General features: G+C 73.1%; 16 protein-coding genes. 13 read left to right on the plus strand and 3 right to left on the minus strand.

Annotation, left to right across the window (positions count from 1 at the left end; translation table 11 throughout):
- Positions 1-29 precede the first annotated feature (29 nt).
- The 5 genes from RM812_RS28785 to RM812_RS28805 all read left to right on the plus strand — a co-directional run bounded on the left by RM812_RS28785 (position 30) and on the right by RM812_RS28805 (position 6,139).
- The gene (locus RM812_RS28785; RefSeq protein WP_311578488.1) at positions 30-1,439 is read left to right on the plus strand and encodes a glycosyltransferase; all 1,410 of its coding nucleotides are present in this window, start codon (positions 30-32) and stop codon (positions 1,437-1,439) included.
- Between the two features lie 155 nt (positions 1,440-1,594).
- Complete coding sequence (locus RM812_RS28790; protein WP_311578696.1) at positions 1,595-2,350, plus strand: polysaccharide deacetylase family protein; 756 nt, start codon at positions 1,595-1,597, stop codon at positions 2,348-2,350.
- Positions 2,351-2,576: 226 nt separating this feature from the next.
- Positions 2,577-4,484 carry a hypothetical protein gene (locus tag RM812_RS28795; RefSeq protein ID WP_311578491.1) on the plus strand — a complete coding sequence of 636 codons (1,908 nt, stop codon included), beginning with the start codon at positions 2,577-2,579 and terminating at the stop codon, positions 4,482-4,484.
- A 45-nt stretch (positions 4,485-4,529) separates the two neighbouring features.
- On the plus strand, positions 4,530-4,985 hold the full coding sequence (locus tag RM812_RS28800; protein WP_311578494.1) for a hypothetical protein: 456 nt from the start codon (positions 4,530-4,532) through the stop codon (positions 4,983-4,985).
- Positions 4,982-6,139, plus strand: a complete 1,158-nt coding sequence (locus RM812_RS28805; protein ID WP_394816528.1) for a glycoside hydrolase family 26 protein — start codon at positions 4,982-4,984, stop codon at positions 6,137-6,139. Before RM812_RS28800 ends, RM812_RS28805 begins: the two co-directional genes overlap by 4 nt.
- A 7-nt stretch (positions 6,140-6,146) precedes the next feature.
- Here RM812_RS28805 and RM812_RS28810 read toward each other — a convergent pair whose 3' ends face one another.
- Positions 6,147-8,480: a lipopolysaccharide biosynthesis protein gene (locus tag RM812_RS28810; RefSeq protein ID WP_394816529.1), complete on the minus strand. Its 2,334-nt coding sequence runs from the start codon at positions 8,478-8,480 to the stop codon at positions 6,147-6,149.
- Positions 8,473-9,657 (minus strand): DegT/DnrJ/EryC1/StrS family aminotransferase, encoded by a 1,185-nt coding sequence (locus RM812_RS28815; protein WP_311578500.1) that lies wholly within the window; start codon positions 9,655-9,657, stop codon positions 8,473-8,475. The genes RM812_RS28810 and RM812_RS28815 overlap by 8 nt, the downstream gene beginning before the upstream one ends.
- A 476-nt stretch (positions 9,658-10,133) precedes the next feature.
- On the opposite strand from RM812_RS28815, the gene fahA reads away from it, so the two are divergent.
- From fahA to RM812_RS28855, 8 genes are all read left to right on the plus strand, one after another.
- Positions 10,134-11,366: a fumarylacetoacetase gene (fahA, locus tag RM812_RS28820; RefSeq protein ID WP_311578503.1), complete on the plus strand. Its 1,233-nt coding sequence runs from the start codon at positions 10,134-10,136 to the stop codon at positions 11,364-11,366.
- Between the two features lie 334 nt (positions 11,367-11,700).
- Entirely contained in the window at positions 11,701-12,639 is a 939-nt protein-coding gene (locus RM812_RS28825; protein WP_311578506.1) for a M56 family metallopeptidase, read from the plus strand.
- A gap of 268 nt (positions 12,640-12,907) precedes the next feature.
- Positions 12,908-13,696, plus strand: coding sequence for a GntR family transcriptional regulator (locus tag RM812_RS28830; RefSeq protein ID WP_311578509.1), 789 nt, complete (start codon positions 12,908-12,910; stop codon positions 13,694-13,696).
- A 35-nt stretch (positions 13,697-13,731) separates the two neighbouring features.
- A complete protein-coding gene (locus tag RM812_RS28835) occupies positions 13,732-13,959 on the plus strand; it encodes a 4Fe-4S dicluster domain-containing protein (RefSeq protein ID WP_189876099.1) in 228 nt (75 codons plus the stop codon).
- Between the two features lie 14 nt (positions 13,960-13,973).
- Complete coding sequence (locus RM812_RS28840) at positions 13,974-15,335, plus strand: ABC transporter substrate-binding protein (protein ID WP_311578516.1); 1,362 nt, start codon at positions 13,974-13,976, stop codon at positions 15,333-15,335.
- The gene (locus RM812_RS28845; protein ID WP_311578520.1) at positions 15,332-16,213 is read left to right on the plus strand and encodes an ABC transporter permease; all 882 of its coding nucleotides are present in this window, start codon (positions 15,332-15,334) and stop codon (positions 16,211-16,213) included. The genes RM812_RS28840 and RM812_RS28845 overlap by 4 nt, the downstream gene beginning before the upstream one ends.
- 169 nt (positions 16,214-16,382) lie before the next feature.
- The gene (locus tag RM812_RS28850; protein WP_311578703.1) at positions 16,383-17,153 is read left to right on the plus strand and encodes an ABC transporter ATP-binding protein; all 771 of its coding nucleotides are present in this window, start codon (positions 16,383-16,385) and stop codon (positions 17,151-17,153) included.
- Between the two features lie 11 nt (positions 17,154-17,164).
- Positions 17,165-19,897, plus strand: a complete 2,733-nt coding sequence (locus RM812_RS28855) for a fumarate reductase/succinate dehydrogenase flavoprotein subunit (protein ID WP_311578523.1) — start codon at positions 17,165-17,167, stop codon at positions 19,895-19,897.
- Positions 19,898-19,945: 48 nt separating this feature from the next.
- On the opposite strand, the gene recQ is transcribed toward RM812_RS28855, so the two are convergent.
- Positions 19,946-21,937, minus strand: a complete 1,992-nt coding sequence (gene recQ, locus RM812_RS28860; protein ID WP_311578526.1) for a DNA helicase RecQ — start codon at positions 21,935-21,937, stop codon at positions 19,946-19,948.
- Between the last annotated feature and the right edge of the window lie 203 nt (positions 21,938-22,140).

Raw genomic sequence — 22,140 nt, forward strand, 5'->3', positions numbered from 1 at the left:
CCAGGGGCTTCGAGCGAGGGGGTGGGCGCGTGTCCCGAACGGCACGTGCGCGACAGGAGACGCAAGAGGAGATCGCCCGGTTTCTGAGCATCGGGCCGGTCCAGGTCGCCGAGCTGGACCTGGGCGCCGAGGCGGGGGGCCTCAGACCCGGGCCCGGCAGTCCTCCGGTGACGTCCGGCGCGGTCTTCGTGCTGGTCAGGAGGGACGGCCGGCCCGTCGGCACACTGCTGGGGCAGGTACCGGAGGGGGCTGATCCGGCTGAGGTGCTGGCGGGGCCGGCCGGCGCCATGCTGGAGGGGGCGCCTCACGAGGCGGTGCGCGGGGCGGCCTGCGAGGCCCACGGCGAGCCGGTGCCCGGGGCGGACGACGGGACGCTCGGCGATGCGGGCCGTGTGGCCAACGGCGAGGCGGACGACGCGAAAAGCGGCCAGGTGGCGCGCGGTGCGCCGCCCGCCAGTGTCGTGGTCGCCACCCGGGAGCGCGCCGGCCAACTCGCCCGCGCACTGGACTCGCTGCTCGCACAGGACCACCCGGACTTCGAGATCGTCGTCGTGGACAACGCGCCCGTGACCCGGGAGACCCGGGAGCTGGTCGAGCGCAAGTACGGCGAGCGGGTGCGGTACGTGTGCGAACCGCACCCCGGCCTCGCGGTCGCGCACAACCGGGGGCTCGCCGCCGTGCGGCGCGAGGTGGTCGCCTTCACCGACGACGACGTGGTCGCCGACCCGCGCTGGCTCACCGAACTGACCTCGCCCTTCGCCGCCGACCCGCGCCTGGGATGCGCGACCGGGCTGATCCTGCCCGCGCGGCTGGGCACCCCGGCGCAGGTGCTGCTGGAGAGCCACGGCGGCTTCGCCAAGGGCTTCACCCCGCGGACGTACGACCCGCGGCGACCGCCCGCCGACGAGCCGCTGTTCCCGTTCACCGCGGGACGCTTCGGCTCCGGCGCCAACATGGCCTTCCGTACGAACGCGCTGCGTGCGGTCGGCGGCTTCGACCCGGCGACCGGCGCGGGCACGCGCGCGCGGGGCGGCGACGACCTCTACGGGTTCGTCCGCGTCCTCGCCCAGGGACACCGGCTGCGCTACACCCCCTCGGCGTTGGTGTGGCACCACCACCGGGAGACCTGGCGCGACCTGGAGACCCAGGCGTACGGCTACGGCGCCGGCCTCACCGCCTACCTCACGGCGATCCTGGTGAACCGGCCCGCGCTGCTGCCGGCCTTCCTCGCCCGAGTGCCGGGCGGTCTGGCGCACGCGCGCGGGCTGACCGCCGTACGGGAGGCGCAGGGCGGCGGCGCGCCGGGCTCCCACGACGAACGGACCCATCCGTGGCCGCGGCGGCTGTCGCGGTTGCAACGGAGGGGAATGGTGTACGGACCCGTGGGCTACCTGCGTGCGCGGTACGCCCTCCGGACGGCGCTCAGGGGGCCGGGATGACGACGACGGACGGCCGCGGCCAGGACGCCGCGGACGGCAGACGACCGGGACGACGACCGGCGGGGGGAAGCGGCGCGGACGGGGACCCGGCGCCGACTGCCGGGAGCGCCCCGGCGGCGGGCTCCGGTATTCCCGTCTTCCTCTACCACGCCGTGATGGACGATCCGCCCGCCTGGATCGCCGAATTCACCGTCAGTCCCAAGGACTTCGCCGCCCAGCTCGACGCGATCGTCGACAGTGGGCGGACGCCCGTCACCATCAGCGCGGTCTCCGACCACCTCGCCGGGCGGGCGCCCCTGCCGTCCCGGCCCGTGGTGCTGACCTTCGACGACGGCTTCGCCGACCTGCCGGGGCCCACCGCCGAGGCACTGGCCGACCGCGGACTGCCCGCCACCGCCTACCTCACCACCGGAGCCGTCGCGCCGGGCGGCCACAGTCTGCTGCCCCCCGCGCCGATGATGACCCTGGACCGGGCGGCGGAGCTGGAACGTTCCGGCATGGAGATCGGCAGCCACACGGTCACGCACGCCCAGCTGGACACGTTGTCCGGGAAGGCGCTGGCGCACGAACTGCGCACGTCCAAGGACGTGTTGGAGGACGCCCTCGGCCACCCGGTACGCCACCTCGCCTACCCGCACGGCTACAACAGCCCGCGGGTACGGGCCGAGTCGGCCCGCGCCGGCTATGAGACGGCCACCGCCGTGAGGCACGCGCTCAGCTCGGACCGCGACGAGCGCTACCGCATCGCCCGCCTCATCGTGCGCCGCGGTCACACCCTCGCCGACTTCGAGGGCTGGCTGGCGGGCGGCGGCGCCCGGATCGCGCCGTACCGCGACGGTCCGAAGACGGTCGGCTGGCGGTGGTACCGCCGGGCCCGCGCCGCCGTACGCGGTCCCGTCTTCGCCGGGTGAGCAGGGGACGGCCGGGATCGGGACGGGCCGGAATCGGGTCCGGCCCGGTCGGCCGGGAAGGGTCGGGCCGATCCGGGGTGATCCCGGGTGATCCGGGGTAAGCCGGGGTAAGCCGGGGTAAGCCGCGATGAGGGGGACAACGGTCGCGTCGGGGCGAGTCTGACGATTTTGGTGTGAAAAGCCGAGTAAATTCTTATACTTGTCCCCGGGGGAGGGGAGCCTCAGCGTGCAGCAACATGTGCCCGTACCGACCGCCGAGAGCAGCGTGCCGCCCGCCCCCGATCCCGCCGCCGGCCCGGGGCGCCCGGGAGGAGGCACCGACGGTGAACCCGGTTCCTGGCGGACCGCCCTGCGCCGGCCCCGCACCCTCGGCCTGCTGACGCTGCTGCTCGCAGCCGCCCTGTGGCTGTACGCGCTGCCCCGCATCGGCTTCCGGGAGATGGGCGACTACGGTCTGCTGGACCGCCTGCCCGCCGCCTACTACCTCTCGCTGCTGGTCCTCACCGCGGGCTTCGTCCTCAGCCTGCGGCGCGCGGCCACCGCACCCTGGTGGCCGACCGCACACTGCGCCGCGATGCTGTTCGCCCTCAAGGCACCACCTGCGGTGCTCTACGACGAGGTGCGCTACCCGTGGGCCTCCAAGCACGACGCCGTCGTCAACACGCTGCTCGCCAACGGCGAACTGCGGCCGGGGGCGGCCCTGTCGGGCAACATGTCGGCGTACGACCAGTGGCCGGGGTTCTTCACGCTCAACGGGGGCCTGGTCCGCGCCTTCGGCGTGGAGAGCGCCGCCACGTACGCCAACTGGGCACCGATCGTCTTCGGCCTGCTCATGATGCCGGTGCTGGTGCTGATCTACCGCACCTTCTGCCGGGACTGGCGCCTGGTGTGGACCGCCGTCTGGATCTTCCAGCTCGCCAACTGGGTGGGCCAGGACTACTTCGCTCCGCAGGGGCTGGCGTACCTGCTGCATCTGACGGTCATCGCGGTGGTGCTGCGGCACTTCGTACGCCCCGGCTCCGCCGGACGGCTGCGCGACCGCACCTTCCTCGACCCGGCGGCGGCCACCGTGCCGCCCCCCACGGGCACCAGGCAGCGCGCGATCTGCGTGGCGGTCCTCGCCCCGCTGATCGCCGCCGTCAACGCCACGCACCAGCTCACCCCGGTGATGCTCTGCATCTGCCTGCTCGCCCTCAACCTCACCCGCCGCTACCGCAACCTCGGGCTGCTGGCGGTCGCCGGCCTGCTGATGCTCACCTGGGACCTGACCATGGGGCGGCCCCTGTTCGTCGAGACGCTCTCCACCCTCAAGGAGTCCCTCGGCGAACTGACCCAGAACTCCCGCGCCGGCTACGCGGGCCAACTCACCGGCCCCGGCCCCGAACTCGCCGGTACAGCCAACGTACTGATGGTGCTGGCGATCGTCGTCCTCGCCGGGTCCGCCGTCGTGCTGCGGCGCCGGCTGACCCGCAGCGCGCTGCCGCTGCTGCTGGTCTCCGTCGCCCCGGTGCCGCTCTTCGTCGTCAACGACTACGGCGGCGAGATGCTCTTCCGCGTCTATCTGTTCGGCCTGCCCGGCGGTGCCTTCTTCGCCGCCGCCGCTCTCGTGCCGGCCTTCGCGGGCACCCACCGCGGCCGGGCGAAGGTGCTGCGGCACAGGGCCGCGGCCGTCGCCCTGCCGGCCGTACTGCTGGTGCTGCTGGCCGGGTTCCTGCCGTCCTACTACGGCAAGGAGAAGATGTACTACACGCCGCCCGCGGAGACCGCAATGGTCACCCGGACCCTGGACAACGCCCCCGAGGGCTCGCTGATCCTCGCCACCACCGGCTCCTTCCCGCAGGCCCTGCACCGCTACGACAGCCTCGAGCACTGGTACTTCGCCGAGCAGGAACTGCCCGAGAACGAGAAGATGCTGAAGGACCCGGCCGGTTACCTCGCCGAGGGAATCCCGCCGGGGACGACGGCGTACGTGATCCTCACCCGCACCCAGGACACCTACACCGCCGGAGAGGGCCTGCTGCCGGCCGACGGCTTCGAGAGCCTGCGGACGAGACTGTCCGCCTCGCCGCTCTTCCGGACCGTCGAGAGCCACCCCTACGGCGTCGTCCTGGAGTACCGCCCCGCCACCCGATGACGACCACCAGGTGATCGCAGAGACGAAGGGCAGTCAGGTCAGTCCATGAACACCGCAGGCTCGCAGGACACCGACCACAGCGAAGAGACCCGGGGCGCCAGGGTCACCCCGACACACCTCAGAGTCCTCGTCGCGGCCTCCGGCTGGCTGGCGCTGGCCGCCACCGCCCTGCCCGGGCCCTCACCGCTGCGCTGGATACCGGTACTGCTCTTCGTCCTGTTCGGGCCGGGCTGCGCGGCGCTGTATCCGCAGCCGCGCGGGCTGGCCGCCGGTGCCCGCCTGGAGGCCGCCGCGCTCGTCGCGCCCGTCAGCCTCTCGCTCGGTGTGCTCGCCGCCACCTCGCTGTTCCTGGTGGAGGGCTTCTCGACAACCGCCTTCCTCGCCTCGCTGGCCGTCCTCACCACGGTCACCGCCGCCCTGCCGGGACTGCCCCTGCCCGCCGCGCGGCGCGGCGCGGCCGAACGCGTCAAACGCGGGCCCGCCGCCGGTGGTGGCACATGACGGGCCGGCACCGGGTGAGCGGACGGTCCGAATCCCGCGGGGTGGCGGACAGGGGCGCGGCGAAACGCGCCTACACGGCGGTCGTACTGGTGGCCGTGGCCGCGCTGATCGCCGGGCTCGGCATCTGGGCCGGCCGCTCCGAGGAACCGGAGGCCTCGGGGGACGCCCTGCCCGACAACGCGGCCTCCGGCAAGGTGCCCACCGGCCCCTGCGCGCCCAGCGACACGCTCGTACCGGCCTGCGGCGCCTGGTGGGGCGCCTATGTGCCGTACGCCGGGAACGGATCGCTCAAGGACGCCGTGCTCGGCTTCGAGAAGCGGATCGGGCGCAAGCTGGACCTCGTCTACAACTACCACGACATGTCGGGCACCGAGCTCGACGGACAGCTGCTCACCCCTGACGAACAGGAGCTCGGCAGGGACAGGCTGCTCATGCTGGCGTGGGAGTCCACCGTCTGGACCGAGCCGCACCACGAGAACTGGACCGAGACCCAGCTCGGCTGGAAGAACATCGCCTCGGGGAAGTACGACGAGGAGATCCTCGATCCGCAGATCCGGCGCATCAAGGCCTACGGCAAACGGGTCTTCGTCTCCTTCGACCAGGAGACCGACGCCCGCATCAAGGAAGGCGCCGGGACCCCGGAGGAGTTCGTCGCCGCCTACCGCCATCTCCGCGACCGGTTCCGTGAACTGGGGGCCGACAACGTGGTGTGGGTGTGGACCGTCTCCGGCTACCTCGGCAGCGCGGACGAGATGAAGGCGCTCTACCCCGGGGACGAGTACGTCGACTGGATCGCCATGGACCAGTACAACTACTACCAGTGCCACAACACCACCGACTGGAAGGACTTCCTGCGCAGCCAACAGCCCAGCTACGCATGGCTGCGCGAGAACATCAGCGACGACAAGCCGGTCATGCTCGCGGAGTTCGCCACCGCGCCCGACGCCGACAACCCCACGCGCCAGCGCGACTGGTACACCCGGATTCCCGCCGACGTGAAGAAGCTCCCGGAGGTGAAGGCGCTGGTGCACTGGAACCGGCCGACCTCCGACAAAGCCGCGTGCGACCTGACCGTCAACGACGGTCCGGGGCTCGACGGCTACCGGGAGGCCGGGAAGAACGGCTACTTCCACCAGCCGGTGCCCTCTCGCTGACCGGCGGTCAAGGGCCGGGTCGGCCGCTGCGCCTCCACCGGGGCGGGAGCCACCGCATCGAGGCGGTGCGGTCGGCCAGCAGGAGCAGGAGAAATGCGGCGAGGAGCGGCAGCGCTGCGGGGACGAGCGCCTGCCGCCACACCCAGCCGCTCACCGCGACGAGGTACAGGACCCCCCAGCACCCCTGCCACGTCAGCCGCCCGACGGCGCGCGCGAGCAGCAGCCACAGCGGAACCAGGCAGAGGAGAAGCGCGGCCTGCGGCACCCACCGCAGCAGCGGCTCGGTCCCGCGCAGTCCCACCGCCTCCACGAGGACCCCGGCCGTCCGTTCGTACCACGCCCCGTCGACCGGTCGGGGTTCCCACCCGAGGGCCACGGGCGCGGTGTGCAGGGCGAGCAGTGCGGATCCCAGAGCCGTCCCCGACAACCACGTGGCACGCGCCGCGCACAGCGTCACCGACGCCACGAACACCACGAGCAGCAGGGCTCCCGCGACGAGCGCCGGGAACGGCAGCCACTCCAGCAGCTGCCGCCCGGTCAGTACACCACTGGCGTCCCCGGACGCGCCGGACGCGCCGTCGAGCCAGGGCAGGCCGCGCAGCGCGGCCCAGAAGACCACGGTGGCGGCGGCGAGCAGGCACCACAGGGCGCCCCTCAGCCACCGCTCCCGGGAATCGTCGGGCCCCTCCCCCGCGGCAGGCGCCCTCCCGTCCGGCCCGTCGGCCCGTGCGTCGGCGCCGACGTCGGGGGCGGCCTCGGCGTCGGGGGCGGCGTGGTGCGGTCGCACGACCAGCGCCAGCGTGTCCGCCTGCAGTGCCTCGCGCTCGTATCCGGGCCGCCCGATGAACAGGCCGACCGTGTCCTCGTCCGGGCCCTTGTGCCCGTAGGCCGCCCAGCGCGCCCAGTTGGTGCCGTAGCCGGCGGTCGCGTTCAGCCGCGCCCACCGGGTGCCGTAGTCCGGCCCGGTAGCGGCCGGACCCCTGCCCCAGCGCCGCCTCCTGTCCGTGCGCGGCCCCTTGCCGCCGGCGTCCTCGATGCCGCGGAGGGCGCCGCGCAGTCCGGGCGCGCATCCGGCGGCGACCACCGTCATGCTCAACAGCACCGCCCAGCCGGCGCCCGCGATCCCGGCCGGCGTGAACAGCATCGCCGCGCTGCCCAGGACGAGGACGCACATGGTGCCCTGCACGGCGGCGAGCACGCCGGTGCGCCCCTGGACGCGCAGCACTCCTATGTACAGCTCGACGACGATGCGCGGCAGCGCACCGATGGCCAGCAGCCGCAGCACCGTGGAGCCGTGCTCGGAGTAGTCGGCGTCGAAGGGCGCGAGGATCTGCGGGGCGAAGACGACCAGGAAGAGCACCACCGGCACCAGCAGCAGCGTCATGCGGCGCAGCGCACCGCGGACGCCGTCGGCGAGGCGGCGGGGGTCGTGCGAGGCGTGCGCGGTGAGGGAGGAGGCCATGTTGATGGCCATGAACTCCATCGTGCCGCCGACGGTGTAGGCGACGTAGAAGTAGCCGTTCTCCGCGGCGCTGAAGCGGACCGCGACCATCACCGGCAGCAGGTTGATCATCGCGAGGCTGAACAGCGCGCCCAGCGAGTCCCCGGCCAGGAAGCGGCCCATCTCCCGGGCCTCGGGCGGCTCCACGTCGTGGTCGGCGGCGGCCTGGCGCGGGATGAGTCTGCGGAAGATCAGCCAGCCCAGTGGCAGCGTGGAGAAGGCGATGGCCACGGCCCACGACACGAAGATGCCGAGCACCGGAAGCGTGCCGGCGAAGACGGCCAGGAGGACCAGTTTCCCGACCGAGAACACCGCGTTCCCGGCCGGCACCCACTCGGCCCTGCGCAACCCGGTCAGCACCCCGTCCTGGAGGGTGAGCAGCGCCCAGGCCACGCACGCCGCGACGAACAGCGTCCCCGCCTGGGCGGTGCCCAGCGGTGCGTAGGACGCCCCCCACAGGTCGAGGGTGAGCAGGAAGACGACGGCGGCCAGGGCGACGACCACCGAACTGGCCACGTACGCACGCCACACCAGCGGCCCGGTGGCGCGGCCGGCGCGCGGCACGAAACGGACCACGGCGCCGATCATCGTGGTCGCCGTGATGCTGGCGAGCAGCCGCATGGCGGCGATGGCGGCCGAGCCCTGCCCGACGGCCTCCTCCGAGTAGTAACGCGCGGCCACGAGCCAGAAACCCAGGCCGAGCACGGCGGAGACACCGGTGCTGAGCATGAGGAAGTAGGCGTTCTTGAAGAGCGAGTCGCCGCCACGCCCTCCCCCGGGCGGCTTCGAGCCGCCCGCCGCGGGTGCCGCGGCGGTCACGTGCACCTGGGTCTCAGCCACCGGACGGACCCAGCCCTTCCGGCACCTCGGCCGGCCGCACCCCGGACTCCTCCAGCGCCGCGACCACCGCACGGGCGCGCCGCGGGTCCACGGGCAGCGCGTGCCGGGCGAACCAGCGCGCTCCCTCGGGGGACGGGGACAGGTCGGTGAAGGCGGCGCCCGCGTAGTCGTCCAGGGGCGGATCGTAGAGGTAGCCGACGACGATGCCGCGCCGGGCCAGCGCCCGCTCCGCCGCGTCCCGGTCCGCCACGAACAACGGCACCCGGAACAACGGGGGCGCCACGCCCGGCGGCCGGCTTCCCGGACCTCCCCACACGGCCGGCTTCGCCCAGCGCGTCGACAGCAGCAGCTCCGCCCCCGCCCGGCAGCCGTCGAGTACGCCGTCCAGCCGGTCGAGCCTGCGCCCGACGCGTCCGAGCCGGAACCGGCCGGACCGCAGCCGGTAGTCGTGCATGTCCACGCGGACCCATGGATCGTGCGCGGCGAGATTGGGGGCGGTGGCGACCGCGCGGGCCAGCTCCTGGGGACGCAGCGGCATCCGGATCTCCTCCCGCTCCATCAACCCCAGCAGCCGCATCGTGGCCCAGGCGGCCCGCCGCAGTCCCAGCCCTCGCACCGCCGCCTCCGCGTACGGCCGTACGGCGTAGGCGAGCTCGGCCGTCGTGCTGCGCGGCAGCAGCAGTTCGTCGCAGGTCTTCTCCAGCGCCTCCCGCAGACCCGGGTCGGCGAGCGCGAGGATGCCTCCGGCCTTGGCGCCGACATGCTTGGACAGGCTGAAGACGGAGGCGTCGCCCCAGGCACCGACCGGCCGGCCGCCCACCTCGCTGCCGATGGCGTGCGCCGCGTCCTCGAGCAGCGGGATGCCCAACGCGTCGCAGCGGGCGCGCAGTTCCGGGGCCGGGTCGGGGTTCCCGTACAGGTTCGTCGTCAGCACGGCGGACAACGAGCCCCACACCTGCGCGGGCACGGCATCGATGTCGATGGACGCGTCCGACGGCTTCAGCGGCGCCTGCACCGGCCGCAGTCCGGCCGCGAGCACGACGAAGAAGATGACGTCGTCGTTGACCGGCGACATCAGCACCCGGCCGCCGGGCGGGCACCAGTGGCGCAGTGCCACGTACAACCCGAAACGGCATGACGGTACGTACACGCATTCCCGGCCGAGTCGGCCGCGCATGGTCTCTTCCAGCCGTCTCCTCGGCCGCGAACCATCCCGCACCGATCCCGGACCGGCCTCCCCAATGGCCATCCGCCCCCCTGGTGTGCCCTCGAACGCCCCCTCCCCGAGGCCTTCCGGCACCCGCCCAGAGTCACCCCGTTCGCACCGCTCCGTCAAGATTGCGTACCGGCCTGTGGACAACTTCCCGCACACAACCGGATGCGGAGCGCCACAGCCCCGTCCGTTCACGCGGGCGTACGCGGGCGGCGAAGCAACCGCCCCACCGGCCACTGTCCGCGCCTCTCGTACCGGCGCCCGGCTCACTCCCCGCACGTCAGCCCGCCTGAACGCGCCCTCCCCGCCACGCACCGCCACCTCGCGGTGCACTGCCCAAGACCGGTATGTCCCCCGTAACGTGTGGCCCGGCCACGGATCACGTGGCGCACACGGCGCGCACGGCGCACATGGCGAGCACGAAAGCGAGGCAGCACCCGATGCCCCCCTTCGATGTCCCCGAGGGCGACCCCTTCGGCCCGCACAACCTTCCGTACGGCGTGTTCTCGATCCCCGGCACGCAGGAGCGGACGGTGGGCGTCCGGCTCGGCGACCACGTCCTCGACGCCGGCGCGGCGGCCCACGCGCTCGGATCGCCGTACGCCTCCCTGCTCGCGCGGCCCACCCTGAACCCGCTGCTGGCGGCCGGCCGCACCGCCTGGTCCGACGTACGGCGCGCGCTGACGGCCTGGGTGACGGTCCCCTCCCACCGGGAGACCCTGGCCCCGCTGCTCCACCCGCTGTCGTCGGTGACCCTGCACCTGCCCTTCGAAGTCGCGGACTACGTCGACTTCTACGCCTCCGAGAACCACGCGCGGAACGTCGGCCGGATCTTCCGTCCCGACGCCGCCGACTCCCTCACCCCCAACTGGAAGCACCTCCCGATCGGCTACCACGGCCGCTCCGGCACGGTCGTCGTGTCGGGCACGGACGTCGTACGGCCGTCCGGCCAGCGCAAGGCCCCGGCCGACGCCGCCCCCGTCTTCGGCCCGTCCGTCCGCCTCGACATCGAGGCGGAGGTCGGCTTCGTGGTGGGCGTGCCGTCCGAGCCGGGCAGCCCGGTGGCGCTCGGCGACTTCCGCGAGCACGTCTTCGGGCTGTGCCTGCTCAACGACTGGTCCGCGCGGGACGTGCAGGCCTGGGAGTACGTCCCCCTCGGCCCGTTCCTCGGCAAGTCCTTCGCCACGTCGGTGTCGGCCTGGATCACGCCGCTGGACGCCCTGGAGGAGGCGCGGGTGTCGCCGCCGGAACGGACGCACGAACTGCTCCCCTACCTGGACGACACGAACGGGGAGGGCGACGGCCCCGGCGGCTACGACCTGCGGATCTCCGTCGCCGTCAACGGTCACGTCGTCTCCGAGCCGCCGTTCTCCACCATGTACTGGACGGCCGCCCAGCAGTTGGCCCACATGACCGTCAACGGCGCCTCGCTGCGCACCGGCGACCTCTACGGTTCGGGCACGGTGAGCGGACCGGCCGAGCGCGAGCGCGGGTCGCTGCTGGAACTGACGTGGAACGGACGTGACCCGCTGGAACTCCCCGACGGCAAGCGGACGTTCCTGGAGGACGGGGACGTGGTGACCCTGTCGGCCTGGGCGCCGGGTCCGGGCGGCACCCGGGTGGGGCTGGGAGAGGTGACCGGGCGGGTGGTCGGCCGGGCGGCGCAGCGGTAGCCTCCGCGCCCGGTCCCGAACCCGTTGCCCGTCGGCACCTGACTCACACCGCCCGTCACCGTCATACTGGCGTCGGGCGGTGTGCGCGGCACGTTCGCCCTCCCGGGCAGTGTTCGAGGGCCGCACACGACGCGGGCCCCGGATACGACTCGGAGCACCGCACGACCGGAGCCGCCCTCACCGCCGCGCAGCCCCACAGCAAGACAGCCCTCCGCACAGCCCGCACCACCCAGCACAGCCCGCACGACCCCGCACAGCCCCCACCACCCAGCACAGCCCCGCACGACCCAGCAAGCCAGAGCCGCCCTTCCGACCAGGATCCGGAGCCCGTGGCATGACCGTCTGCCTGCTCCTGCTGTTCGTCGTCGCCGTGACCGCCGCGGTACCGGCACCGCGCGCGCTGACCCGGTCCACGTGGCCCGAACGGGATCCCGTGGTCGCGCTGTGGGTATGGCAGTGCCTGGTCGCCACCGTACTGCTGTGCTGCCTGACGGCCCTCGTCCTCGGCGCCGCGGCCGTCTTCGGCACGGTGCGCGCCCAGCTCTTCGCACCAGCGCCGCCCGCGGTGACCGCGGCCTACGACCTCTCCGCCGGCCCGACCTGGGCGGCAGCGCTCACCCTGCTGCTGGCCGGCGGCGCCGCCTGGACGACCGCCATGCTCGCCCGCGAGCTCGTCGAGGCCCGCCGACGCCGTGCCCGGTCCCGCGCCCACCTGCGCGAACGCGCCCCCGACCTGCCCGCCGGGCTCCCCGCCGCCCGCGGTCCCCTGCTGGTCCTGGAGGACGAGTACCCGGACGCCTGGTGGATGCCCGGGGCCCCTCCTCAACTGGTCGTCACCACCGGCGCCCTGCACCGCCTCACCGATCACCAGCTCGACGCCGTCCTCACCCACGAGCGCGGCCACGCGCGGGCCCGCCACGACTGGCTGCTGCATCTGTCCACCGCCCTGGCCACCGGCTTCCCGCGGGTACCGCTCTTCACCCATTTCTGCGACCAGACCCACCGGCTGGTCGAACTCTCCGCCGACGACACCGCCTCCCGCCGCTGCGGCCACCTGACCACGGCGCTGGCCCTGATCGAGCTCAACCAGCACCGCGGTGTCCTGTCCTGCTCCTCCAGCCACCGCCTCCTCGGCGAACGAGTCGACCGCCTCCTGGAGCCCCCACCCCGTCTGACCCCGCGCCACCGCGCCCTGACCACGGCGACCGCGGCGCTGGTCCCGTTCCTCCCCCTGCTGATCACCTTCGCCCCGGGCCTGACGGCCCTGGCATAACCGTCGGCACCGCCACGTCCGGCACATCCAGCGGACAGTGGTCCCGCTCCCGCGTTCGGCCCGCTCCCCCGCAGGCCACCCCGTGGGCCGCCGGAGGGCGGCACGCCGGTGGCTGCGCCCCAGGGCGGCAACCGGTGGCGGCACACCGGTGGCAGAACTCCCCTGCCCCGGCGGAAAACCCCAGCTCACCCGCCCGACCGGCGGAGCCCCCGGTGGCGCAACAATCCAGCAACACCACCAACCCCACCGAATAGGTATGGTTCCGGCCATGCCCGCCACCGACCGCATCCGAGACCACGCCGGCCAGGGCGCGACCACCGTCGCCGCCCACCGCACGCGGCGTCGGCTGCGCGCGGACCGGGCCCGGCAGCTCGCCGACCTGCTCCGCCGCCAACTCCTCACCGACGCCTTCCCGGACGGCGTGCTCCCCCACGAGGACGCCCTCGTCGGCGAGTACGACGCGTCCCGCAACACCGTCCGCCAGGCTCTCGACCTCCTGCGCGCCGAAGGCCTCGTGGCCCGTCAGCCCGGCGTCGGCACCGTGGTCGTGGCCCGTAAGTACGCCCACGGACTGGACCGTCTGATGGGCCTCGCGGAAACCCTCCACGAACACGGCCGGGTCACCAACGAGGTCCGGACGACGGTCCCCGTCCCGGCCCCCGCTCCGGTCGCCGAACGCCTCCGCGTCCCACCCGGCGCCGACGTCCTCTACATCGAACGCCTGCGCCGCCTGGGCGGCGTCCCCCTCTCCCTGGACCTCACCTATCTCCCCCTCGACATCGGCACCGAACTGCTCGGCGCCGACCTCGAGAACACCGACGTCTTCCGCCTCCTGGAGTCCGTCACCGGGCGGCCTCTCGGCCACGCCGAGATCACCCTGGAGGCCGTCACCGCGGACGCGCACTCCGCCGCCGTACTGGAGGCTCCGCGCGGCGCGGCGGTCCTCATGCTCGAACGCCTCACCCACCTCGCGGACGGCCGGCCCGTGGACCTGGAGTTCATCCGCTTCCGCGGCGACCGCATCGCGATGAACGGCCTTCTGCACCGGTCCCTGTAAACACCCTCTTTCGCGCACCCTCCCTGGAGACAGCCATGCCCTTGGCGCCCCAGCGGGCCGACGTGCCCGTGACCATCGACGAGTCCAAGTGCATCGAAGGCTGCACGCTCTGCGTCGACATGTGCCCGCTGGACTCCCTCGCCATCGACGAGAGCAACGGCAAGGCGTACATGCACGTCGACGAGTGCTGGTACTGCGGCCCGTGCGCCGCCCGCTGCCCCACCGGGGCCGTCACGGTCAACATGCCCTACCTGCTCCGGTGAGAGGCCCGACGCCCATGAAACCCCACCGCACCGCACTCCTCGCCACCGCGGCCGTCGCCGCGCTGCTCCTTCCCCTCACCGCCTGCGGCGGCGACGCGTCGGCCGACGGGAACGGCTCCACGGTCACCGTCACCGTCGGCTACCAGTCCAGGACGATCAACACGGTCACGGCCGGCACCCTCCTGCGCTCCCTCGGCTACTTCGAGGAACAGCTCAACGCCCTCGGTGACGGCGTCACCTACAAGGTGAACTGGCAGGACTACGCGACCGGTGCCCCCATCACCGCCCAGATGACCGCCGGGAAGATCGACATCGGCTCGATGGGCGACTTCCCGCTGCTCATCAACGCGGCCCGCGGCAAGCAGCTCGGCAAGCCGACCCGCCTGGTCTCGGTCACCGGCTACAACCTCCTCGGCGGCCTCAACACCATCGTCACCGCACCGGGCTCCTCCCTCACCTCCCTGAAGGACCTCAAGGGCAAGAAGGTCTCGACGAGCGTCGGCTCGGCCGCCGACGGCACCCTCGTACGCGCCCTGCAACGCGCCGGCCTCGACGCCGACAAGGACATCGAGAAACTCAACCAGCAGCCCGCGGTGGGTGCTTCGGCCCTCTCCTCGGGGAGCGCGGACGCCCTGTCGCAGTTCGTCGCCTGGCCCGGACTGCTTGCCCACCAGGGCAAGGCGAAGGCACTGTACGACGGCGCGCAGCTGAACCTGCCCACCTTCCACGGCGTCACCGCCCGCGAGGACTTCGCGAAGAAGCGCCCGGCCGTGCTGGAGGCGTTCCTGAAAGCGCAGACACAGGCGACCGACTACCTCGAAGGCCACCCGGTGGCCGCCGCCGAGCAGGTCGCGAAGGCCACCGGCCTGCCCGCCGAGGCCGTCTACCTCTACAACGGCGCCCAGGGCATCGCCACCTTCGACCCGGCGATCAAGCCACAGCTCGTCGCGGCCCTGAAGGAGGACGTGACGATCCTCAAGGACGCCAAGCTCACCGGCGACGTGGACGTGGACGCCTTCGTCGACGACCAGTACGTGAAGAAGGCGCTCGGCCCGAAGGAGTACGCCGAACGGCTCTCCGCCACACCCCCGAATCCGGCCGGCGAGGTCTGGCCCAAGGGCGCGCAGAAGACCGTCGCCTTCACCTCCCCCACGGCGCTGCTGCGGCACGTGGCCGAGCATCGCGACGCCGTCCGGGCCGCCTACGTCCCCGACACCACCACCGGCACCCTGTGGTTCGCCGACCAGGCGGTGTGGGTGTCCGACGGCTCCGCGCTCCTGCCCTTCGTCGCACCGGCGACCGCCGAGGCGTACGTCGCCGGGCACGACGGAGCGCGTGTCGTCACCTACGCCGAGGCACTGGAGCGGGCGTCGTGACCCGGTATGCGCTGCGCTGCGCCTCGCTCGCCGTCGCCCTCGGCCTGTGGCAGCTGCTGACCGGCCAGGACATCGACCTCTGGCTGCGCTTCTCCCAGTTCCCCACCGTCACCGACGTGGCCCATGCCTTCGCCGACCGGCTGGCGGGCCCCGACTACTGGACGGACCTCACCGACAGTCTCACCCGCATCCTCACCGGCTTCCTGCTCGCCGCCGTCCTGGGCGTGGCGACCGGCGTGCTCGTGGCACGCTCGCGGCTCGCCGAGGACCTGCTCGGCCCGGTGCTGGAAGTGATCCGCCCGATCCCGGCCATCGCCCTGGTCCCCGTCGCGATCCTCCTCTTCCCCTCCAACGAACAGGGCATCGTCTTCATCACCTGCACCGCCGCCTTCTTCCCGGTCCTGGTCTCCACCCGGCACGCCGTGCGCGCGCTGACCCCCGTGTGGGAGGAGGCGGTGCGCACCATGGGCGGCGGCCGATGGCGGGTGCTCGGCTCGGTGGTGCTGCCGGGCGCCCTGCCCGGCGTCTTCGGTGGCCTGTCGGTCGGGATCGGCGTCTCCTGGATCTGCGTGATCTCCGCCGAGATGATCTCCGGCCAGTACGGAGTCGGTTACCGCACCTGGCAGGACTACACGGTCGTCGACTACCCGGGTGTCTTCGTCGGCATGGCCACCATCGGCGTGCTGGGCTGGCTGACCTCCACGGCCGTGGAACTGCTGGGCCGCCGCCTCACCCGCTGGCTGCCGCGCACGTCCTACGTCCCCGCCGTCCGCCCGAAGTCCGCGCGGGCTGGCGCGGCCACCTCGCGCGCCGGCACCGCGGTACGCAAGGAACCCGAACTCGAGGAGGCACGCGATGAGCACCTCGTCCGAGACTGAGACTGAGACCGGAACCGACACGGGGGCGGACACCGGAACCGGAACCGGCACCGGCACCGGCACCGGCACCGAGATCAAGACCAGGCCTGAGACCGCGACCTTGACCGGAACCGACACCGACACCGAGACCGAGACCGCCACCGATCTCGAGACCGGGACTGCGACCGAGATCGATACCCGCCCGTCGGCCGCCGCACGGACCTCCCCCCGCGGCACCGGCCTCGCGCTCCGGGACGCCACCCTCGGCCGCCCGGACGCTCCCGCGCTGACCGGCGTGGACGTCGACGTGTCCCCCGGCGAGATCCTCGCCGTGGTCGGCCCCTCGGGCTGCGGCAAGTCGACGCTGCTGCGCACGCTCGCCGGGCTGCTTCCCCCGCTGGCCGGGGCGGCGGAACAGGACGGCCGCCGGATCGACGGGCCGGGGGCCGACCGGGCACTGGTCTTCCAGGAGGACGCCCTCCTGCCCTGGCGCACCCTGCGCGCCAACGTCGAGCTCCCCCTCGCCATCCAGGGCCTGCCCCGAGCCCAACGCCGGGAGCAGGCGGCGGCCTGGCTGGAGCGGGTCGGACTCGCCGCGCAGGCCCGGCAGCTGCCCCACCGCGTCTCCGGGGGCCAGCGCCAGCGCGCCCAGTTGGCCCGCGCGCTGGCCGGACGTCCCCGCGCCGTCCTGATGGACGAACCCTTCGGCGCCCTCGACGCCCAGACCCGCGCCGGGATGCAGGACCTGCTGGTGGAGGTGCTGAACGGCACCGGTGCCACCGTCGTCTTCGTCACCCACGACGTGGACGAGGCCCTGTTCCTCGGCGACCGTGTCGCCCTGCTCGGCGCCGGCCGTCTCACCGCCGTACGCGACGTGCCCCGTCCCCGGGACCGCTCGGCCCACGACGACCCGGCGCGCGTGGCGCTGCGGCACGACGTCCTGACATCCCTCGGCACCTGAAAGGCCCTCTGGTGGAGATTCCCGCCCTCACCGACGCCGAAGAACTCTCCTGCGACGTCCTCGTCATCGGCGGCGGCACCGCCGGCACCATGGCCGCGCTGACCGCCGCCGAGCACGGCGCGAACGTACTGCTGCTGGAGAAGGCCCACGTCCGGCACTCCGGTGCCCTCGCCATGGGCATGGACGGCGTCAACAACGCCGTGGTCCCCGGCCGCGCCGAACCCGACGACTACGTCGCCGAGATCACCCGCGCCAACGACGGCATCGTCGACCAGTCCACCGTCCGCCAGACCGCCACCCGCGGCTTCGCCATGGTCCAGCGTCTGGAGTCGTACGGGGTGAAGTTCGAGAAGGACGAGCACGGCGACTACGCGGTCCGCCAGGTCCACCGCTCCGGCTCGTACGTGCTGCCGATGCCGGAGGGCAAGGACGTCAAGAAGGTCCTGTACCGGCAACTGCGGCGGCGCGAGATGCGCGAGAGGATCCGCATCGAGAACCGCGTGATGCCGGTGCGGGTCCTGACGGCGGAGGGCCGGGCGGTGGGCGCGGCGGGCTTCAACACCCGCACGGGACAGTTCGTGACCGTCCGCGCGGGTGCCGTGATCCTGGCGACCGGCGCCGCCGGCCGGCTCGGCCTGCCCGCGTCCGGCTACCTCTACGGCACCTACGAGAACCCGACCAACGCGGGGGACGGCTACGCCATGGCCTACCACGCGGGCGCCGAGCTGACCGGCATCGAGTGTTTCCAGATCAACCCGCTGATCAAGGACTACAACGGGCCGGCCTGCGCCTACGTCGCCAACCCCTTCGGCGGCTACCAGGTCAACCGGCACGGCGAGCGCTTCGTCGACTCCGACTACTGGTCGGGCCAGATGATGGCCGAGTTCGCGGCGGAGGTCGCCAGTGACCGCGGCCCGGTGTACCTGAAGCTCAGCCATCTCCCGGAGGAGTCCGTCTCCGCGCTGGAATCCATTCTGCACTCCACCGAGCGCCCGACCCGCGGCACCTTCCACGCGGGCCGCGGCCACGACTACCGCACCCACGACGTCGAGATGCACATCTCCGAGATCGGCCTGTGCGGCGGCCACTCCGCCTCGGGCGTACGGGTGGACGACCACGCCCGCACCACCGTCCCCCGCCTCTACGCCGCCGGTGACCTGGCCTGCGTGCCGCACAACTACATGATCGGCGCGTTCGTCTTCGGCGACCTGGCGGGCGCGGACGCCGCCCAGTACACGGCGTACGCGGGCGAACTGCCGGCCGAGCAGGTGCGTCAGGCGCACGAGCTGGTCTACCGACCGCTGCGCAACCCCGACGGCCCGCCGCAGCCCCAGGTCGAGTACAAACTGCGCCGCTTCGTCAACGACTACGTGGCCCCGCCGAAGTCCGGCGCCCGGCTGTCGCTCGCCCTGGAGTCGTTCGAGCGGATGCGCGCGGACATCGCGGCGATGGGCGCCCGCACCCCGCACGAGCTGATGCGCTGCGCCGAGGTCACCTTCATCCGCGACTGCGCGGAGATGGCCGCCCGGGCCTCCCTGGCCCGCACCGAGTCCCGCTGGGGCCTCTATCACGAACGCGTCGACATTCCCGAGCGCGACGACGCCTCCTGGTTCCACCACCTCGATCTGCACAAGTCCCCCTCCGGTGCCATGGAGTTCACGGCGCGTCCCGTGGCTCCCTATCTGGTGCCGATCGACGAGTTCACGCCGGTCGGTGGTCCCTCCCGGCACCTCGGTGAGGTGCACCCGGAGCAGGTGGCGACGGCCGGCGCACGTGATGTCGCGCCGCTGGCGGCGGGGCTCCGACCCACTGCGAGCGCGCCGGGCGACGGCGGCCACGACACCGCCGAGCCGACCGCCACGGCCTCGCCCCGGCTGCTGGAACTCCTCTCCCTGGCCGAGAGCGAATCCGAGCTCACCGTCCTTCGGCCATACCTGTCCGACCCCGAGCCCGCCGTCCGGCGCACGGCGGTCACCGTCCTCACCGAGACCGTGCCTCCCGGCACCGGCCCGGCGCTCGCCGCCGCCCTGTCCGACACCGACGGCGAGGTACGGGCCGCCGCGGCCGCCTCCCTGCGCGAACTGGTCGAGACGCTGACACCGGAACCCGCGCTGGGCGAGCCCCTCGTCCAGGCACTGACCCAGTCCGACCCCGTCGTACGCGCCACCGCCCTCGACCTGTTGCGCGTCCTGCGCCTGGGCGGCGCCGGCACCTTCACCACGGCCCTCGCCGACCCGGACACCGCCGTGCGCATCGAGGCGGTTCGCGGTCTGGTCTCCCTGGACGCCGCGGAGTCGCTCTCCCCGGCCGCCGCGGATCCCTCCCGCGAGGTCCGGGTCACCGCCGCCAAGGCGCTGGGGACGCTGAAGGCGGATGCCGGCGCCGACAGTGCCCTCGGCCGGCTCACCGAGGACCCCGACGCTCTGGTGCGCGGCGCCGCCTTCGCGGCCCTGGCGGAGACGGGCTGCCCGGCCCCGCTCGCATCACGGGCGGTCACCGCGCTGTCCGACCCCGCATGGCAGGTCCGGGCCGGCGCGGCCACCGCGTTGTCGGCCGCCGACTCCGGCAGCGCGGTCCCCGTTCTCGCCAAGGCCCTCGCCGATCCGAACGCCGACGTCCGCAAGGCGGCCGTTCTCGCCCTGACCCGGCACACGGCCACCACCGAGGACGCCCGGTCGGCGCTCTCCACCGCCACGAGCGACACCGACGCCGACGTCAGGGCGTACGCGAGCCGGGCGCTGTGACGCCGAGGACGGCTGTGCCGGGACGCGTCCCGCTGTCCGGTCGCCCGGCTATATCCAGTCGTCCGGCTCCGGCTCCGGCTCGGTCTCGGGCCAGTCGTCCCGGCCGGCTCCGGCGTCGATCGCGGCGGAAGGGGCCGGTGGCGTCTCGCCGGCCAGCCCGGCGAGTACCGCCAGCACGCCTTCCCCGTACGTCACCAGCTTCTTCTCGCCGACGCCGCTGATGCCCCCGAGCTGCCCGATCGAGGTGGGCCAGGCGGTCGCGATCTCCCGGAGCGTGGCGTCGTGGAAGATGACGTACGCCGGGACGCCCTGCTCGCGGGCCTGCTCCGCACGCCAGGCGCGCAGCGCCTCGAAGGCGGGGAGCAGCTCCGCGGGCAGCTCCGCCGCGGCGGCCTTGGCCTTGCGGTCTCCTCGTCCGCCGCCTGTCGCCCGGGCCGCGGCCGGCTTCTTGGGCTCCTTGCGCAGCGGCACCTCGCGTTCCCGCCGCAGCACCGCACCGCTGGCCTCGGTCAGCACCAGCGTGCCGTACTCCCCCTCGACCGCGAGCAGCCCCTGCGCCAGCATCTGTCGGGCGACGCCCCGCCACTCGCCCTCGGTCAGCTCCTCTCCGATGCCGAACACGGAGAGCTGGTCGTGGTCGAACTGGATCACCTTGGCGGTGCGCTTGCCCAGCAGGATGTCGATGATCTGACCGGCGCCGAACTTCTGGCCGCGCTCCCGCTTCAGCCGCACCACCGTCGAGAGCACCTTCTGTGCGGCGACCGTGCCGTCCCAGGTCTCCGGCGGGGTGAGGCAGCTGTCGCAGTTGCCGCAGCCGGCCGGGTCCGGCTCCTGTCCGAAGTAGGCGAGGAGCTGGCCGCGGCGGCACTGGACGGTCTCGCACAGGGCGAGCATCGCGTCCAGATGGGACTGGGCCCGGCGTCGGAACGCCTCGTCGCCCTCCCCCGACTGGATCAGCTTGCGCTGCTGTATGACGTCGTTGAGGCCGTACGCCATCCAGGCGGTCGACGGCAGCCCGTCCCGGCCTGCGCGGCCGGTCTCCTGGTAGTAGCCCTCGACCGACTTGGGCAGGTCCAGGTGGGCGACGAACCTCACGTCCGGCTTGTCGATGCCCATGCCGAAGGCGATGGTCGCCACCACGACCAGGCCCTCCTCCCGCAGGAACCGGGACTGGTGCGCGGCGCGGGTGCCCGCGTCCAGGCCGGCGTGGTACGGAACGGCCTCGATGCCGTTGCGCGACAGGAACTCGGCGGTCTTCTCGACCGAGTTGCGCGAGAGGCAGTACACGATGCCCGCGTCGCCGGGGTGCTCCTCGCGCAGGAAGCTCAGCAGCTGCTTCTTGGGGTCGGACTTCGGCACGATCCGGTACTGGATGTTGGGCCGGTCGAAGCTCGCCACGAAGTGCCGAGCCGTCGGCATGTTCAGCCGCTCGGTGATCTCGCGGTGCGTCGCGTGCGTGGCCGTCGCCGTGAGCGCGAGCCGGGGGACGTCCGGCCAGCGCTCGCCGAGCAGCGCCAGCGCGAGGTAGTCGGGCCGGAAGTCGTGGCCCCACTGCGAGACGCAATGCGCCTCGTCGATCGCGAAGAGGGAGATCTTGCCGCGGGAGAGGAGGTCGAGGGTGCCCTCCAGCCGAAGCCGCTCGGGCGCCAGGTACAGCAGGTCGAGCTCGCCGGCGAGGAACTCGGCCTCCACCACGCGGCGCTCGTCGAAGTCCTGCGTCGAGTTCATGAACCCGGCCCGCACACCGAGCGCCCGCAGCGCGTCCACCTGGTCCTGCATCAGCGCGATGAGCGGCGAGACCACGACGCCCGTACCGGGCCGGACCAGGGCCGGGATCTGGTAGCACAGCGACTTCCCGCCGCCGGTCGGCATGAGCACGACGGCGTCGCCACCCGCGACCACGTGATCGACGACCGCCTCCTGCTCGCCGCGGAAGGCCTCGTACCCGAAGACCCGGTGCAGCGTGGCCAGCGCCTCACTGTCCGTGTCCCTCGCCTGTGCCGCCTCTGCCATCTCGCCGATCACGCCCGTCCCGCCCATCGTCGTGTCCCCCGTACGTCCTGCCTCGCCCGTCCTGGTCCGTCCTGTCCCGACCACTGCCTCAACGATAGGGGCCCGCACCGACAGCTCCGGAGTTATCCACAGGCCGCCTGCCGCTGCCCACGTCAAGGACACGATCGTCGTTCACACGTTCGCGGGAGACCCGTCCGTTTCCGGCGGATAGTCTGATTGCACCCGCGAGA

It is taken from the genome of Streptomyces lancefieldiae, from assembly GCF_031845825.1.
Lineage (GTDB): Bacteria > Actinomycetota > Actinomycetes > Streptomycetales > Streptomycetaceae > Streptomyces > Streptomyces lancefieldiae.

Coding starts and splice junctions, on each gene's coding strand:
- RM812_RS28830 (WP_311578509.1), top strand. CDS start 12,908: ATGCCCGCCACCGACCGCATCCGAGACCACGCCGGCCAGGGCGCGACC.
- RM812_RS28815 (WP_311578500.1), bottom strand. CDS start 9,657: ATGCGCGGCCGACTCGGCCGGGAATGCGTGTACGTACCGTCATGCCGT.
- RM812_RS28805 (WP_394816528.1), top strand. CDS start 4,982: ATGACGGGCCGGCACCGGGTGAGCGGACGGTCCGAATCCCGCGGGGTG.
- recQ (WP_311578526.1), bottom strand. CDS start 21,937: ATGGGCGGGACGGGCGTGATCGGCGAGATGGCAGAGGCGGCACAGGCG.
- RM812_RS28835 (WP_189876099.1), top strand. CDS start 13,732: ATGCCCTTGGCGCCCCAGCGGGCCGACGTGCCCGTGACCATCGACGAG.
- RM812_RS28800 (WP_311578494.1), top strand. CDS start 4,530: ATGAACACCGCAGGCTCGCAGGACACCGACCACAGCGAAGAGACCCGG.
- fahA (WP_311578503.1), top strand. CDS start 10,134: ATGCCCCCCTTCGATGTCCCCGAGGGCGACCCCTTCGGCCCGCACAAC.
- RM812_RS28790 (WP_311578696.1), top strand. CDS start 1,595: ATGGACGATCCGCCCGCCTGGATCGCCGAATTCACCGTCAGTCCCAAG.
- RM812_RS28825 (WP_311578506.1), top strand. CDS start 11,701: ATGACCGTCTGCCTGCTCCTGCTGTTCGTCGTCGCCGTGACCGCCGCG.
- RM812_RS28840 (WP_311578516.1), top strand. CDS start 13,974: ATGAAACCCCACCGCACCGCACTCCTCGCCACCGCGGCCGTCGCCGCG.